Source organism: Methylotenera sp. N17, from assembly GCF_000799155.1.
GTDB lineage: Bacteria > Pseudomonadota > Gammaproteobacteria > Burkholderiales > Methylophilaceae > Methylophilus.
Genome location: NZ_JUGE01000001.1, coordinates 843,012 through 859,787 on the forward strand (window position 1 = coordinate 843,012; position 16,776 = coordinate 859,787).

Annotated in this window: 11 protein-coding genes and 1 tRNA gene; 7 read left to right on the forward strand and 5 right to left on the reverse strand. The window is 46.5% G+C overall.

Translation table 11 applies throughout. From position 1 onward, the window contains the following. Window positions 1-20: 20 nt before the first annotated feature. Window positions 21-281, reverse strand: a complete 261-nt coding sequence (gene infA / locus FG11_RS04060) for a translation initiation factor IF-1 (RefSeq protein WP_020181800.1) — start codon at window positions 279-281, stop codon at window positions 21-23. A gap of 360 nt (window positions 282-641) precedes the next feature. On the opposite strand from infA, the gene FG11_RS04065 reads away from it, so the two are divergent. From FG11_RS04065 to FG11_RS04080, 4 genes are all read left to right on the forward strand, one after another. Next, a complete protein-coding gene (locus tag FG11_RS04065) occupies window positions 642-845 on the forward strand; it encodes a cold-shock protein (RefSeq protein ID WP_020181801.1) in 204 nt (67 codons plus the stop codon). 198 nt (window positions 846-1,043) lie between these two features. Further along, window positions 1,044-4,343, forward strand: coding sequence for a transglutaminase family protein (locus tag FG11_RS04070; RefSeq protein ID WP_047533293.1), 3,300 nt, complete (start codon window positions 1,044-1,046; stop codon window positions 4,341-4,343). A 12-nt stretch (window positions 4,344-4,355) separates the two neighbouring features. Further along, a complete protein-coding gene (locus FG11_RS04075; protein WP_047533296.1) occupies window positions 4,356-6,908 on the forward strand; it encodes a circularly permuted type 2 ATP-grasp protein in 2,553 nt (850 codons plus the stop codon). 2 nt (window positions 6,909-6,910) lie between these two features. Continuing rightward, window positions 6,911-7,801 (forward strand): transglutaminase family protein, encoded by an 891-nt coding sequence (locus FG11_RS04080; RefSeq protein ID WP_025224178.1) that lies wholly within the window; start codon window positions 6,911-6,913, stop codon window positions 7,799-7,801. A 5-nt stretch (window positions 7,802-7,806) separates the two neighbouring features. On the opposite strand, the gene FG11_RS04085 is transcribed toward FG11_RS04080, so the two are convergent. Continuing rightward, window positions 7,807-9,027, reverse strand: a complete 1,221-nt coding sequence (locus FG11_RS04085; RefSeq protein WP_047533299.1) for a hypothetical protein — start codon at window positions 9,025-9,027, stop codon at window positions 7,807-7,809. Between the two features lie 332 nt (window positions 9,028-9,359). Here FG11_RS04085 and FG11_RS04090 point away from each other — a divergent pair, with 332 nt between their 5' ends. Then, on the forward strand, window positions 9,360-10,568 hold the full coding sequence (locus FG11_RS04090; RefSeq protein WP_047533302.1) for an MFS transporter: 1,209 nt from the start codon (window positions 9,360-9,362) through the stop codon (window positions 10,566-10,568). Window positions 10,569-10,746: 178 nt separating this feature from the next. On the opposite strand, the gene FG11_RS04095 is transcribed toward FG11_RS04090, so the two are convergent. Further along, window positions 10,747-10,822, reverse strand: a tRNA-Asn gene (locus FG11_RS04095). A 72-nt stretch (window positions 10,823-10,894) separates the two neighbouring features. On the opposite strand from FG11_RS04095, the gene FG11_RS04100 reads away from it, so the two are divergent. Continuing rightward, window positions 10,895-12,226: an AsmA family protein gene (locus FG11_RS04100; protein WP_047535756.1), complete on the forward strand. Its 1,332-nt coding sequence runs from the start codon at window positions 10,895-10,897 to the stop codon at window positions 12,224-12,226. A 12-nt stretch (window positions 12,227-12,238) separates the two neighbouring features. On the opposite strand, the gene FG11_RS04105 is transcribed toward FG11_RS04100, so the two are convergent. Both FG11_RS04105 and FG11_RS04110 read right to left on the reverse strand, forming a co-directional pair. Next, complete coding sequence (locus FG11_RS04105; protein ID WP_047533305.1) at window positions 12,239-13,450, reverse strand: pyridoxal phosphate-dependent aminotransferase; 1,212 nt, start codon at window positions 13,448-13,450, stop codon at window positions 12,239-12,241. 124 nt (window positions 13,451-13,574) lie between these two features. Beyond that, window positions 13,575-14,588, reverse strand: coding sequence for a trypsin-like peptidase domain-containing protein (locus FG11_RS04110; RefSeq protein ID WP_047533307.1), 1,014 nt, complete (start codon window positions 14,586-14,588; stop codon window positions 13,575-13,577). 145 nt (window positions 14,589-14,733) lie between these two features. Here FG11_RS04110 and uvrB point away from each other — a divergent pair, with 145 nt between their 5' ends. Continuing rightward, window positions 14,734-16,767, forward strand: coding sequence for an excinuclease ABC subunit UvrB (uvrB, locus tag FG11_RS04115; RefSeq protein ID WP_025224182.1), 2,034 nt, complete (start codon window positions 14,734-14,736; stop codon window positions 16,765-16,767). The last annotated feature ends 9 nt before the right edge of the window (window positions 16,768-16,776 follow it).

Below are 16,776 nucleotides of genomic sequence, written 5' to 3' on the forward strand. Positions count from 1 at the left end.
GCTAGGTTTGAACGCAGTTTTTAATATGAGCGTCGTTTTACCGGTGTAAAACTACCTTTGGATTCAATATGTCTAAAGGTAATGCGACCGTTATTGATATCGTAAGGCGATAGTTCTAGCGTGACTTTATCCCCGGCCAAAATGCGGATATGATTTTTCTTCATTTTTCCGCCGGTATACGCAATTAATTTATGTCCGTTTTCTAGTGTGACGCGATAACGTGAGTCGGGTAAAATTTCATCGACCACGCCGTTCATTTCAATCAGCTCTTCTTTAGCCATGTCTGCACTCCAATCTGTAATGAGACCCGTTTTACGCAACAATCTCAGAGGAGCTTGCAAGCAAATTGTAGTGTTTGTTGAGCACTACTTAGGGATATTATGTGAATATGTGCTATATGCACATTCAAAGTGGGCGAAGTATAGACCTGATGCCTCTATATAGCAAATTTGTTGCAATAAGACCATTAATGTGAAGATTATCGCAAAGAGTTAAAATAAAGCTTGACTCGGTTTTATATAGGGCGTACAAGGTGCATTAGGCGTTTTTAAATTTTAATTTGATGAGTCTTAATGACTCTTTTTTTTTGGAAAGTAAAAACTTTCAGGGTGCCTCCCTTTTTAAAGTAAGAAAGTAATATTATGGCAACAGGTATTGTAAAGTGGTTTAATGATGCAAAAGGTTTTGGTTTCATTACTCCTGACGCAGGCGGTGACGATTTATTCGCACATTTCTCAGCTATCGTTGATAGCGGCTACAAAAGTTTGAAAGAAAACGATCGCGTTAGTTTTGACGTGACAGATGGTCCAAAAGGTAAACAAGCTTCTAACATTCAAAAAGCTTAATTCACCTAGAATTCAAACTTGTGAATTCTAAACAATAGAATTCTTAAAAATGGCCCTTATCGGGCCATTTTTTTTACCCATAAGGTTTGCTTGGGCTACACTGACAGTGGTGGTCGCTGTAGTGAATATGCGCTTTGGCATGGTTCCTGCATTGCTATTCATAAAACAATCTTTAAATTAAGCTGTTGAGGGAATGAAGTGGCAATTCGCGTCGCATTACATCATAAAACCAGTTATCAATTTGACCGGCTTGTTAGCCTCTCCCCCCACGAAGTTCGCTTAAAGCCAGCCGCACACGCACGCACGCCCATACTGTCTTATTCCATTACAGTAAATCCGTCGCAACATTTTGTGAATTGGCAGCAAGACCCTTACGGCAATTACATTGCACGGTACGTATTCCCCGAAAAGGTGCGTGCGCTCGATTTTACGGTCGATTTAGTGGCAGACATGACCGTGATTAATCCATTTGATTTCTTTGTAGAAAAGTACGCGGAGCATTTTCCGTTTCACTATACAGAGCAACAGGCGTACGAACTTGGTGCATATTTAAAGCCAGAACCTACATCCATTTTACTAAGAGAATGGATTACACAAGCTAAACGCGACATTGTGCAACCGGAGTTAGGCATTGCAAATTTCTTGGTAGCACTTAATCAACACTTGCAGCGTGACATTGGTTACTTAGTGCGCATGGAGCCAGGTGTGCAAACGCCAGAAGAAACCTTGACTAAGCGCACTGGCTCCTGCCGCGATAGTGCGTGGCTGCTGGTGCAGATTTTACGCAATTTAGGATTGGCAGCACGTTTTGTGTCTGGGTACCTCATTCAACTCACCGCTGATATCAAAGCATTAGATGGCCCCAGTGGTACTACCGTGGACTTTACAGACTTGCATGCTTGGGCCGAAGTGTATGTGCCTGGTGCAGGGTGGATAGGCCTAGATCCTACATCCGGCTTGATGGCGGGCGAGGGACATATTCCTTTGGCATGTACGGCAGTGCCATCTTCTGCTGCACCGGTAACAGGCTTCACCGATATTGCCGAAGTGACGTTTCAGCATGAAATGACGATTACCCGCATTCACGAAGACCCCCGTGTAACAAAGCCTTACAGCGAGGATGATTGGGCAAAGATCGATCGGCTTGGCAAAAAAGTAGATACTGACCTTAAAAAGCAAGATGTAAGGCTAACGCAGGGCGGTGAGCCTACGTTCGTGTCTATTGATGATATGGATGGCCCAGAGTGGAATACGCTGGCACATGGTGAAAAGAAGCGCGAGTTGGCAGGTAAGCTTGCCTTGAAGTTAAAAACGCATTTTGCCAGAGGTGGTTTGCTACATTATGGGCAAGGCAAATGGTATCCAGGTGAACCGTTGCCACGCTGGGCCATTAATATGTATTGGCGTGTAGATGGCAAGCCTATTTGGCGTGATGCTAGTTTATTCTCCGAGGAAGGCGTAGCAGATGGCTACACCGCTAAAGAAGCAGAGCTCTTTGCGCGGCACTTGGCCATGGAGTTACATTTTCCACAGGCGTGCTTGATTCCCGCCTATGAAGATGTATTGTCGCAAATTAACTTTGAACAAAACCTGCCCGAAAACATTGATCCGCTAGAAGCGAATTTGAAAGACAGTGAAGAGCGTCGTCGCTTAGCGCGATTGTTAGAAACTGATTTAGGTGCGGTGGTTGGTTTTGTCATGCCGATTAAGCCAGTTGACACTAAAAAAGCAGGGGAATGGCTTACCAGTAAATGGCCGCTCAAACGTGAGCATCTGTATTTGCTTAGTGGGGACTCTCCGATGGGTTTGCGCTTGCCGTTAAGCTCTTTACCATGGAAACTACCCAAGGATATGGAAGCGGAGTTTCCGCTGGATACGTTTGCTGAGCTAGCGTCTTTGGCGGAATATGAGGCAAGCAGTCTTAAACCAACAGTCAGTGTTAAGCATCAATCTGCAAAGCCACTCCCCAAAGAAGTGATTCATACTGCACTTTGTGTGCAAGTACGTGCAGGCCGGTTGTATGTATTTATGCCACCAGTCACACGTTTGGAAGACTATTTGGCGTTGGCTACTGCAGTAGAAAATACAGCGGCCAAACTAAAATTAAAACTGTGGGTTGAAGGCTATACGCCGCCACGTGATGCGCGTATCCAAGTATTAAGTGTGACGCCAGACCCCGGTGTCATTGAGGTGAATATTCATCCTTCTGCCAACTGGCAAGAGCTGGTGGATAAAATGACGGTGCTATACGAAGAGGCTAGGCTCACGCGATTAGGCACCGAGAAATTTATGTTAGATGGCCGCCATACAGGCACAGGTGGTGGTAATCATGCCACATTGGGTGGCGCAACCGCTGCGGATAGCCCGATGTTAAGGCGCCCGGATGTACTCAAAAGCTTGATTACTTATTGGCAAAACCATCCAGCACTTTCTTACTTATTCTCGGGTACTTTTATTGGTCCTACCAGCCAATCACCACGCGTAGATGAAGCCAGAGATGATAATTTATATGAGCTTTCTATTGCATTTCAGCAAATGGATAAGGTGTTGCCAGACATGGCCGAAAGTGAAAAGCCTTGGCTAGTAGACCGTTTATTACGCAACTTATTGGTGGACTTAACCGGCAATACGCATCGCGCCGAGTTTTCGATTGATAAACTCTATTCGCCTGATGGGCCCACTGGGCGCTTGGGTTTGGTTGAGTTTCGCGCATTTGAAATGCCACCGCATGCACGCATGAGCTTGCTGCAAAGCTTGTTGCTGCGTGCATTGGTAGCAAGGTTTTGGAAAGAACCTTATCAAGGTAAGTTGATTCACTGGGGCACAGAGCTACATGATCGTTGGATGTTGCCGCACTTTGTTGCGCAAGATATGGCCGATGTCGTGGCGGATTTACGCGCATTTGGCTACAAGTTTGAAAAACACTGGTTTGATCCATTTGTGGAGTTTAGATTTCCGCGCTATGGCACGGTGGCTTATCATGGTATTGAGCTGGAGCTACGGCAAGCCATTGAGCCTTGGAATGTACTGGGCGAGGAAATGAGTGGTGGTGGTACCGCGCGTTATGTGGATTCGTCAGTAGAGCGTATGCAACTGCGTGTGCGTGGCATGACCGATGGTCGCCATATCGTCACCTGTAATGGTCGCCCGCTGCCGTTACAACCTACTGGAATTGCCGGGGAATTTGTGGCGGGTGTTCGCTTCCGTGCCTGGCGTCCGTGGTCAGCCCTGCATCCAACCATTGATGTACAAGCGCCACTGGTATTTGATTTGGTGGATACTTGGAGTGGTCGTGCAATTGGTGGTTGTACTTATCATGTATCGCATCCTGGTGGGCGCAATTATGCGAGTTTTCCGGTGAATGCAAATGAAGCAGAGGCAAGACGCTTTACTCGGTTTTGGGGGCATGGGCATACGCCGGGTAAAATGACAGTAGCGCAGGAGCCAAGGAATCCGCGTTTTCCATTTACACTAGACCTTAGATGGCAAGCCCATTAAACTGTTTGGGTTATGCAATCAATTCTTTATCAAATTCCGTGTCAGGTTGATCACTATAACGAGCTGTTAGACGCTAACGGCTTGCCGCATCCGCATTGGCAAGCACTGATAGAAACCTTGGCGAATGAGCCGGCATCACAGATGCGCCATCGCGTTGAGGCGATTCAGCGCCAAGTACGCGACAACGGCGTGACTTACAATGTATATGCGGATACCAATGGGCTGCAACGCCCTTGGGATTTAGATGCGCTGCCATTTATTTTACCGCATGAAGAGTGGACACACATTGCGGCTGCTGTTGCCCAGCGCGCCACATTGCTCAATCAAGTGTTGTTAGATATTTACGGCGCACAACAGACCTTGAGCGAAGGTTTACTGCCTTCTGCCTTGGTGCATGGGCACGCAGGTTTTTTACGACCCTGCCATGGCGTGCAGCATGAAGACAATATTGCCTTGCATTTATATGCAGTGGATATTGCGCGCGCGCCAAATGGCCAATGGTGGGTGGTGTCTGACCGTACGCAAGCGCCTACAGGCGCTGGCTATGCGCTGGAAAATCGCACCATTATTTCTAGCGCGTTTCCGGATCTATTCCGTGATTTAAATATTCAGCGTTTAAGTGGCTTTTTTACCAGCATGCGCGACAGTCTATCGCACTGGGGGCGGCTGTGCGCGCAAAAGCAAAGCGTGGTGCACCCAGAAATTTTATCGCTGAGCGAAGGCGAGCAACCGCTAATTGTCATACTGACGCCAGGCCCTTATAACGAAACCTACCATGAGCAATCCTATTTGGCTGGTTATCTGGGTTTTCCGCTGGTGCAGGGGAGTGATTTAACTGTAAGAAATGGCATTGTCTGGCTCAAAACTATTTCTGGGCTGAAAGCTGTACACGTGATTTTACGGCGCTTGGATGATGATTTTTGTGATCCTTTGGAGCTGAATGCTGACTCGCTACTTGGAGTGGCGGGGTTGGCACAAGCTACTAGGCAAGGCCACGTGGTGATTGCCAATTCCTTGGGCTCCAACATTTTACAATCCGGCGCATTGTTAGGGTTTTTGCCTAAGCTGTGTGAGCGCTTTCTGGGGGAATCGCTGAAGATGCCTTCCGTGGCGACTTGGTGGTGCGGGGAGCCCAGCGCATTGGAGACAGTGATTGCCAACCTGCATGAACTGGTCATTAAGCCTGCGTTTCCACAAATCAATCAGCATCCCATCTTTGGTGAAGATTTAACTGCCGAAGGGCGCGATGCCTTGATTGAGAAGTTGCGCGAAAATCCACAGAATTATATTGCACAAGAGCAGGTCAAGATCTCGCAAGCGCCTGCTTGGAGCGCACATCACAAGCCTAATCTAAACTCGTTGGCGATTGGCTTACGGGTGTATGCCTGTGCAACGCCCAATGGCTACGCGATTATGCCAGGTGGGCTGGCACGTATTGCCAGTGGCAAAGACGAGCGCGTGATTACCATGCAACGTGGCGGTACCAGCAAAGATACTTGGATTACATCTCCCACAGCAACCTATTACAGCAGTTTGTTGCGTCGCACTATGTCGAGCAGGGATTTGGTGCGTGGCAATACCTATCTTTCTAGCCGCATGGTGGAGAATCTGTTTTGGTTTGGCCGCTACACTATACGTAATGGACACACCACACGGTTGATTCGCATTGCGATTCAATTCTTAATGGAGTTTTCTGGTGAGCATCGTCCCATTGAATGGACGACGTTGCGTAGTGTGTGTATGTGGTACGGCTTGATTCCTGATGCAGATGTAGACAGCGATCAGGATACTTCCGCAATTGAGCCGGACGACTTGAGCGATGAAGAGATTGAACGCCAGCTTATACACGCTGTGTTCTCAAGTAAAGACCATAGCTTGCAAAGCAGCATACAACAGTTTTTTCAACTGGCATTTAATATACGTGAGCGTTTATCTGGCGATAACTGGCGCATTATCAATCAAATGTCGCAACGTTTTACGCATAGCAAGCACATGCCCACGCTGACAGAGACATTAGAGCATTTGAATGAGACCTCGGCTTCTTTGGTCACGTTGTCTGGTTTTACATTGGATGGCATGACACGAGACCAAGGTTGGCGATTTATGTCCTTGGGCAGGCGTATTGAACGCTTACAATTTTTGTGCGTACTGCTCCAGCACGCATTGACCATGCCGCCTGAGAGCAATCTAGATTGGTTGCTTGAGCTGACCGATAGCATTGTGACCTATCGTGCGCGTTATTCTGCACAGCCAGAATGGTTGCCTGTTTTGGATTTATTGTTGATGGATGAACACAATCCAAATGCCATGATTTTCCAACTGAAAGGCATGGTCAAATACCTCGCAGAAGTGTCTGCCAACTATGGTGGTGGGGCGCATGAAGCTGTATTTATAGAGCGATTAGAAAGTTTGAAAGCATTGGACCCGGATTTAGCGCTTTACCATGGCAGCTCCACGCTACTGATTTGGCTCAATGATACGTATAAGAAAAGCATTGATATCTCAGACCAGCTTAATTTGCGCTTTTTTAGCTATAGCGGATTGCCCGCCATGGAGCGCTATTAATCATGCGTTATCACGTATTACATGAGACCGAATATCACTACGACAGCGTAGTCACGCTATCGCAGCAGATGCTGCATATGACACCGCGTAACAGCAACGCGCAGTATTGCGAGCAGTATTCGCTCATCATTAGCCCAACGCCAACAGAGCATACGCAGTACTTTGATTACTTTAAGAATTACAGTGACTACATTGCGGTGTTCACACCACACGAGCTGCTCAAAGTCAGTTCTAGCTTTACTGTGTCTTTGCAAAGGCGGCCTTATTGGACAGAGCTGCAAAACAGCTTGCCATGGGAGACCGTGGCACAGCAATTATTGCATCCGTCCAATGTAGATTTAGAAGTGGTGGGCTATTTGTACAGCTCGCCAAATGTAAAGAGTAGCCAAGCGTTGATGGATTTTGCATTGCTAAGTTTTTGGCAGGGCAGACCGTTGATAGAAGCCGCGCTGGATTTGACCCAGCGTATTTACCAAAGCTTTGAGTTTGATCCAGAGGCAACCAATGTGTCTACCCCCTTAGATGAGGTGTTGGCAGGTAAACGAGGGGTTTGCCAAGATTTTGCGCACTTGATGATTGGTTGTCTGCGCTCGTTAGGCTTGGCCTCTCGTTACGTGAGTGGCTATATCTTAACCAATCCGCCTGAAGGTAAAGAGCGCCTAGTTGGGGCAGATGCCTCCCATGCATGGGTGTCTGTATATTGCCCAACCTATGGCTGGATAGACTTTGACCCGACCAATAACTGCTTGGTGCAAAGTGAGCATATCACTGTGGCATGGGGCAGAGATTTCAGTGATGTCTCGCCAATGCGTGGTGTGGTATTAGGGGGCGGCGCACAAGAGCTGACTGTACGTGTGACAGTCACGCCTGTTCCCTTGATGGCCATGACTTAAAAAAGTTAAAAGTGCGTGTTTTTCACGCCTTCTTCTGCGCCAGCCGCTTCGGTGAGTGCAGCCACGTTTTCTTTGGTAAAGAACCCATCAAAACTGCCATAACGCTGTACATACTCAATAATCAGAGATGAGTGTTCAGATGCATTGGAGAAGATTTGCTTGAGCCCTTGCTCTTTAGAGCCAATCACATCTAACAAGAAGCCTTTGCCTTGCTGCGTAATAGCGTTAACCACAAACTCAATATTCTCCAGCCCATCGCGTTCGCCATCTTTCACGGCCAATGCCATGTGGTGTAACCGTGGCCCATAATTACGCACAAAGGTCTCGGTAGGTGAGGGTAGCTTTTCCAAGTGGTTTACAAAGTAGGGTGTGTTGTTGGCGGTAAATACTTTGGCCGGGCTTTTGGATTCCGGCACTTGGTGCACGCTTTTCGTCACATTGGTGGATGAGTTTTGATCCCAAATATTGTAAGCGCCCCAAAAATAATAGCTGCTCCAAGATAAGTATTCCAAAATGGCTACTTCACGATTTTGGCTATACACGCGCGTTGCCAAGTGATCGACCGGTAAGATCAAATCATCAATCCGCAAATCCACCTGTAATTGCTTAGCGCCTTCGTAGGCGGTTTGCACATCATTGCGAATGGTACTCATGCCCAACGCGTATACGCGCAAATCGCCCGGATTACGTTCCAAGTACGCCACAATGTTATGTGTATAGGGGGAAGGTTTGCTAATGGCCAAATTGCCAGGCAGTTCCAGCTTACGTACATCGTTCTGATTAAAAAAGCGGAACTCACGTGCTTGCTGGATTTTTTCCACCTCATGCAAATTGGTGACGCGAATAATTTCACCCATATAGCGGCTATTGGGTTTTTGTGACCCTACCGGATAGATTTCATTCAGTGCACGAAAAATGCCCCTAAAATTAGGGTCTTTCACCTCACGTACAATCAAATCGGGGGAGTTTAAATCAATGCGTAAAATGTGTGTCCAGTGAGACTCGCTCTCCAGTGTTACCAAATAATGGTAGGGCGTCATCAAGCAGAGCTCAGCAATATAGCTAATCGAATGGTCAGGATCCACCGTAATCATCAGTGCATCAATGTCATGCACCATCTCGGTTAGGCCCAGCCGATCACGCTCTTCTAACAAGCGCTGTAAATACTCTTCAAAAAATGGCGAGTTTTCCTTATCACCATGACGATCAAACTGTAATGAATTCATTCACACACCTAACATACATAAAAATGGCTCACCATATTGGTGCATTGACCACACAAAGAGCCCCTGCAAAGGCAGGTGCCCGCTATAAAGAAAAGAGACTGCGTATTAAAAGATTTAATAATCAATAAGATGCTAACACTTGCAGCATTTGACAGCGCTACTTATAGATAGTTATAGCTAATTATGTGCCAATTGTATTGGCTAAAGCATTTGTTGCGCATATGACCAACCCATTGAGGTGATAGCGCGCGCTTGAGTTACTATTTAGCCTGACGAAGGCAACAGTCCAATATGTTGCCGTTATCACTTTTTATTCAATCAATGATTTGCTTATGACCCCACAACGTACATTTTGGACACTGGTGATTTCAGCCGCGGCAATTTTGGCTGTCACGATGGGAATTCGCCAATCCATGGGCTTATTCCTTTCGCCATTAAACACATCAACAGGCCTAGGGATTGTCACGATCAGCTTTGCCATGGCGGTTGCCCAGTTTACTTGGGGTGCAGCACAACCTCTATTTGGCATGCTGGCGGATAGGGTTGGTTCATTCAAGGTCATCGTGTTTGGCACCTTCATGTTGGCGCTTGGTTTAGTTATCACGCCATTTGTAAGTTCTGGCTTTGGCCTAATCTTTGCAATCGGCATCCTTACAGCGGCAGGCGCAGGTGCAGGCAGTTTCTCAATTTTGATTGGGGCTGCTGCACAAAGGCTACCAGCAGAGCGTCGTTCTACAGCCGCAGGTTTTATTAATGCTGGCGGTTCTTTTGGTCAGTTTATCTTTGCACCACTCACACAGGCACTCATCAATGCATATAGTTGGGTCATTGCGATACTCGTACTGGCCGCCACATCGCTAACGACCATCCTTTTGGCACTACCATTACGCAATAAAAAAGACGATGCAGAGAAGCATGTCGTAGCAGAGTCCGATGGCATCAAACTAGGCGAGCAACTACGTATTGCCTTTAAAGATCGAAGCTATCTTTGTCTGCATGCAGGATTCTTTACCTGCGGCTTCCACATAGCATTTTTAGTGACCCACCTACCTGGCGAAGTGAATTTATGCGGCTTGTCGGCTTCAGTAGGCGCAGCTTCACTCGCTATTATTGGTCTTGCTAACATAGTGGGCAGCATCGGCGCAGGTTGGCTGGGACAAACTAAGCGCATGAAAATGATTTTATTTTGGATGTATGGTTCCCGTGCCGTTGCAATTGCCATCTACCTAGTGGCGCCCAAGACAGAGCTCACTTTCTATCTGTTTGCAGCCGTGCTTGGCTTAACTTGGCTATCAACAGTACCGCCTACGGCCGGGCTTGTAGGCAAATTATTTGGCACCCGCTATTTGGGTACACTGTTTGGTTTTACCCTGCTGAGCCATCAAATTGGTGGTTTCTTTGGGGCTTGGCTAGGTGGCATCGCTTTCGTCAAAACTGGAAGTTATGACTGGATGTGGTACGCAGATATCGTGCTTGCAAGCGCAGCAGCGCTGGTCAATTTACCCATTCGTGAAGAGCACCCAAAGCGCTTATTCGCTTAAAAAATCATAGTATCCAATAACGATTAGAGGATGCTATCAGGCAGTGTTACGCTTATACTTTAAGCAACTGATTTTATCGATATTAAAAGATGTGAATAGTGCCAGAAGTGTATGTAGAAAAGCATACGCTAAAAGCAAAAAAAGACTTAGGTAGTTAAACCTAAGTCTTTGATATATTTGGCTCCTCGACCTGGGCTCGAACCAGGGACACACGGATTAACAGTCCGTTGCTCTACCGACTGAGCTATCGAGGAATCGGTAGTACTTGTGAAGGCGTGATAATACTGGCTTAGCGGTACTTGGTCAATCGAAAATTGGGTAATTTTTTGAAAAAATCTAAAAAAATTTGGTTGGGTGTTATTGGGCTATTTGGCCTGTTATTTGTTTTGCCTTTTTTCATCCCTACAGCCAGCTATCTTGCACAATTTGAGCATCAAGCATCAGAGATATTGGGTGTACCCGTCAAAATTAACAGTGCACATATATTTTTCATGCCTACGCCACGTATCCGTATTGATGGGATAGTGGTGGGTGATGCAAAGCAAGCCACGGTTCAATCGCTGACGGTGATTCCAACTATCCGTACCATATTTTCGAATACGCGTGTGATTCAGTTAACGATAGATCAACCAGTGTTCAAAGAGAGTGCGTTGCCAATATTGACGCAATTCATGAATAAGCCTCCGTCGTCAGCTAAGCCCTCTGTGATTGTCACGGCAATAGATATTCATAAGCTGACACTGGATTGGCCTAAACGCAAGTTACCTATCTTGGATGCTGAGATGCGTTTTGACAATGATATGCAATTTTTAAACGCATTGATTACGAGTGAGGATGGGCAGATAGAGGCTGAAATCACCCCGCACGAAGCTGGGCAAGCTATTGTGGTGAAGTTGCAAAACTGGTTGTTACCATTAGAAAAGCCCTGGCAGGTTGAACAGGGACGATTGGATATGATGTTGCATGGTAGTCACCTAGATATTTCCAAATTCACGTTAGCAATGTATGGCGGTACTATCAACGGTAATGCAACGTTAGATTGGCAGCGTCAATGGAAGCTCAATGGGCAATTACATATCAAAGAAGTCTCGCTCAAAACACCAACAAGCATGATCAGCGTCAGTACCTATTTGGGCGGACGTTTAATGGCTAATGGTCGCTTTGCGGCTACCGCTAGCAATGCAGAAGCGTTGATGAATCAGCTACGTGCCGAGTTCACGTTTACGGTAACTCAGGGTGTGTTATATGGCATGGATTTAGTCAAAGTCGCCAGTTTACTCATCAAGCAAAATGTTGCAGGGGGAGAAACGCAGTTTGATACGTTTACAGGGCAGCTTGCCATTTCTGGCAAGCGCTATCACTTAAAACGTTTGAACGTGAGCTCCGGATTGTTATCGGCCAAAGGGGATATCAGTATTAATGCGCAAGAAAAACTGGATGGTAGCGGCGAGGTAGCATTGAAGCAGAGCGTAGGACTGGTGTCTGTGCCTGTTATCGTATCTGGAACCGTGAATCAACCCGTGGTGTTGCCATCAAAGGCTGCGCTGGCAGGTGCTGCATTAGGTACGGCGGTACTAGGGCCAGGCTTGGGAACCAGCCTTGGTTCCAAGGCTGGCAGTGCTATGAGTGGGTTAAAAGACTTATTTGGCGGCGATTAGGCTGAGCATTGATTAGCTGAGTGCTTTTTCAATGCGGTCTAGCGCTTCTTGCAAGTTAGCCATGCTGGTGGCAAACGAGATTCTGAAATAGCCTTCGGCACCAAAAGCAGAACCCGGTACAACGGCCACATCAAACTTTTCGAGTAAATACTCAGCCAGTGCCATATCTGTAGTGGCTGATATTTTTCCAGCATTGAATAGGTTGGCAATCGCACCGCGTGCATCTGGAAACGCATAAAACGCGCCACCGGCCATTAGACAACTTAACCCAGGCATAGCGTTAAAGCGGTCAACCACATATTTGTGACGCTCTTTAAACGCGGCGACCATGGGTTTAATACAGTCTTGCGAGCCGCTTAACGCAGCTTCTGCCGCATATTGCGAAATGGAAGCAGGGTTGCTGGTAGATTGGCTCTGCAGAATTTCCATGGCTTTGATAATGTAAGCTGGGCCAGCGGCATAACCAATGCGCCAACCTGTCATGGAGTACGCTTTAGACACACCGTTTAACACGATACAGCGGTCTTTCAAGCCGGGTGCCGCGTTGAGAATGTTATAAAACTTCTCGCCGGTGAGGTTCACATGTTCATACATATCATCGGTAGCCACTAGCACATGCGGGTGTTTTAATAACACTTCGCCCAATGCTTTCAACTCATCTAAGCTGTAAACCGCACCAGTTGGGTTAGAAGGCGAGTTAAACATTACCAGTTTTGTTTGGGGGGTAATCGCAGCTTCTAGTTGCGCAGGCAGTAATTTAAAGCCTTGTTCAATACCACATTCAATAATTACTGGTTTTGCTTCTGCTACCAAGGCAATATCAGCGTACGATACCCAGTAAGGCGCAGGTACAATCACTTCATCGCCTTTGTTCAATACAGCCAAACATAGATTAAAAATCGTTTGCTTGCCGCCCACACCCACAATCACTTCGTTTACTTGGTACTCAAAACCATTTTCATTTTTAAACTTGGCGACGATGGCTTTTTTAAGTGCGGGGATACCGCTGACTGGGGTGTATTTTGTGTAGCCGGCATCAATGGCGGCTTTCGCGGCGTCCTTAATATGTTGAGGCGTATCAAAGTCTGGCTCGCCTGCTGCCAAGCCAATAATTGGGCGGCCTTCAGCCTTATATTTAGCGGCTTTTGCCGTAATGGCTAAGGTTGGGGATTCTTTGATGGATTGAACGCGTTGCGATAAAACGGCTGATGCAGAATTGCTCAAAATAACTTCCTTAGGCGTGCTTAAATAAATGTTTTTACGTTAAAAAACATTATTTTACGCAAAAAACGCAGCTATTTACAGAGAAATTTCGCTTAAAGAATCTAACCCAGTGAGCCCGTAAATATTAACAAGATTTTCCGCAGCCAAGCAGCTCTATGTACTCGTTGGCTAAATCTTCGCTAATCTTAGCTAAAGCCACTTGAATGCGATGCATTTCTGCTGAATCTCCTTTGCTTTTTGCAATCAACCCAACGTGTACCAGTGCATCGTAATTATTCGCATCCAATAGAAATGCTTGGTTAAATGCTTTTGCGGCCAAGTCCGTTTTATTTAAGTTTTCCAGCGCCGTGCCAAGGCTGTACCATGCTTCTGCAGTTTTCGGTTCTGCTGTGGTCCATTTTTCGGACACCTCGGCAAGTTTCAGCCAATCTTCACGGGATTCCGGCACGGCGGCTTGCATGTAGTAAGGTTTTTTGTCTTCGTCTTCTTCCCATAAGGCTTTGCCTTGAATCGGGAAAGTTGTAATTTCAGGTTGTTTTTCCAGCGATTGCAGCCATTCAATTGGCAGCGCGAAATGAATAGCGCCACCAATACCTGCGGTTTTGAACGTGTTGATGCCGACGAGTTTGCCATCCATATCGAACAGGCCGCTGCCGCTGGCGCCCATCATAAACTTGGCACTGGTACGGATGACATTGCCTGGGTTATCTGGATACAAGCCTTTGACATTACCACGCGAGGTTAGTGGTGCAGGTACACCATTTGAGTGACCGATGCCTGCGACTTCTTGCCCACGTTTGAGCGTGGTGCTATTGCCTAGTTTGGCTGGTTTAAAAGGCATTGCTTGTGTGGAGACCAAACATAAGTCATGCCAAGTGTCTGCTTTGACAGACGTGATGGGGTAGGTGTCTTCCCCGCGTGAAATCCATGGTTGCTTGGTGGCGCGCAGTACATGGCAATTGGTAATGACTTGGTTTTCTGCTATAACTACGCCGGAGCCATAGGCTAGACCGCCACTTGTGTTGTAGCCGCGTATCATCACAACACTGTAAAAAGAGTCCATCAGGGCTTGCATATCATAGGCTTTTGCAGGCACAGCAACGGAGAGCAAGCTAAATAGCAAAAATAAGTGACGCATGATGACCCCAAATAGAATGTAATTTTATGTTTTGTTAATGGACTCTATACGCTTTGCAAAGTTCTTGAAAGTCATGATTCAGTTTAAGAAACTGACTTAAAGCCTGCTAAAATCCAAACTCAACTTATAGCGCTTGGGTGTCCATGTGTTTGTTACGTTTCCAAATAGTAAATATCAATTACATCAACCATTTCCGCCAGCAGGAGATCAGCCGCAAGCCATTGATAAGTTAACGCAAGGTATTGAAGATGGCTTGAAATTTCAGACACTGCTAGGTGTGACTGGATCGGGTAAGACCTATACCATGGCTAATGTGATTGCGCGCACTGGTAAACCTGCCATTGTGATGGCACCCAATAAAACGCTGGCGGCGCAACTCTACAGCGAGTTCAGAGAGTTTTTTCCCAATAACTCCGTCGAATATTTCGTCAGTTACTACGATTACTATCAGCCTGAGGCTTATGTACCGTCGCGTGATTTGTTTATCGAAAAAGACTCCAGCATCAATGAACATATTGAGCAGATGCGACTATCGGCCACTAAGGCATTGTTAGAACGCGAAGACAGCATTATCGTGGCGACAGTATCGGCCATTTATGGTATTGGTGACCCGACTGACTACCACAGCATGGTGCTGCACTTAAAGCAGGGCGATAAAATGAGTCAGCGCGATGCCATAGATCGCCTAATCGGCATGCAGTATGACCGTAATGACTTTGATTTTGGTCGTGGCTGCTTCAGAGTGCGTGGGGATGTGATTGATATTTTCCCAGCAGAAAATAATGAAACAGCTGTGCGTGTGAGTTTGTTTGATGATGAGGTGGAAACCATTACCTTATTTGACCCGCTGACCGGACAAGTTTTCAATAAAATTCAACGCTTTACCATTTACCCATCAAGTCATTATGTCACCTCCAGAGAGACCACGATTCGCGCTATGGAAGGCATCAAACATGAGTTGCGAGACCGGGTTAACTTTTTTATTAAAGAAAATAAACTGGTAGAAGCGCAACGTATTGAACAGCGCACCCGTTTTGATTTGGAAATGCTCAATGAAATCGGCTTTTGCAAAGGCATTGAAAATTACAGCCGCCATTTGTCTGGCGCTAAACCGGGAGATCCGCCGCCTACGTTGATTGACTATTTGCCCGATGATGCGCTGATGATTATTGATGAAAGCCATGTCACCGTGCCGCAAATTGGCGGTATGTATTTGGGTGATCGTTCACGTAAATCTAATTTGGTGGACTACGGCTGGCGCTTGCCATCGGCCATGGACAATCGACCGCTCAAATTTGAAGAGTTTGAGCGCATCATGCGCCAATGTGTGTTTATCTCTGCCACGCCTGCCGATTACGAAAAAAACCATCAGCAACAAGTGGTGGAGATGATTGCGCGCCCAACCGGGTTGATCGACCCAGAAATCACGGTGAAACCTGCTGATACGCAAGTGGATGATTTATTGGGTGAGATTAAACTAAGAACAGCAGTAGGCGAGCGCGTATTGGCCACGACTTTAACTAAGCGCATGGCTGAAGACTTAACCGATTATTTGTCTGAGCATGGCGTGAAAGTGCGTTATTTACATAGTGATATTGATACGGTAGAACGCGTGGAAATTATTCGTGATTTACGCTTGGGCGAGTTTGATGTGTTAGTCGGCATTAATCTGTTACGAGAAGGCTTGGATATCCCGGAGGTCTCGTTGGTGGCAGTGTTGGATGCAGACAAAGAAGGTTTTTTACGCTCCGAACGTAGTTTGATTCAAACCGCTGGCCGGGCAGCACGTAATTTAAATGGTAGCGTGATTTTTTACGCCAATCGTATTACACGCAGCATGAAGCTGGCGATGGACGAGACCACACGCCGCCGCACGATACAAACGGCGTTTAATGAGGCAAATGGCATTACACCTAAAGGGGTGAGCAAACGCATTAAAGATATTATTGATGGCGTGTACGATGTGGAAGATGGCAAGCGAGAGCGTAAAGCGGCGCAAGAGCAAGCTAATTACGAAAGCCTAAGTGAAAAGCAGCTGACCAAAGAGCTGAAGCGCTTAGAGAAGTCTATGCATGATGCCGCCAAGAATTTAGAGTTTGAAAAAGCGGCTAACTTTAGAGATCAACTCAAAAAGCTCAAGTTGAGGGTGTTTGGCGCTGAAATGCCGGATTTAAAATAGTATTAATAA

Excerpts from the sequence above, each read along its gene's own strand:
- infA (WP_020181800.1), bottom strand. The coding sequence starts at position 281 with ATGGCTAAAGAAGAGCTGATTGAAATGAACGGCGTGGTCGATGAAATT.
- FG11_RS04065 (WP_020181801.1), top strand. The coding sequence starts at position 642 with ATGGCAACAGGTATTGTAAAGTGGTTTAATGATGCAAAAGGTTTTGGT.
- FG11_RS04075 (WP_047533296.1), top strand. The coding sequence starts at position 4,356 with ATGCAATCAATTCTTTATCAAATTCCGTGTCAGGTTGATCACTATAAC.
- FG11_RS04080 (WP_025224178.1), top strand. The coding sequence starts at position 6,911 with ATGCGTTATCACGTATTACATGAGACCGAATATCACTACGACAGCGTA.
- FG11_RS04085 (WP_047533299.1), bottom strand. The coding sequence starts at position 9,027 with ATGAATTCATTACAGTTTGATCGTCATGGTGATAAGGAAAACTCGCCA.
- FG11_RS04090 (WP_047533302.1), top strand. The coding sequence starts at position 9,360 with ATGACCCCACAACGTACATTTTGGACACTGGTGATTTCAGCCGCGGCA.
- FG11_RS04110 (WP_047533307.1), bottom strand. The coding sequence starts at position 14,588 with ATGCGTCACTTATTTTTGCTATTTAGCTTGCTCTCCGTTGCTGTGCCT.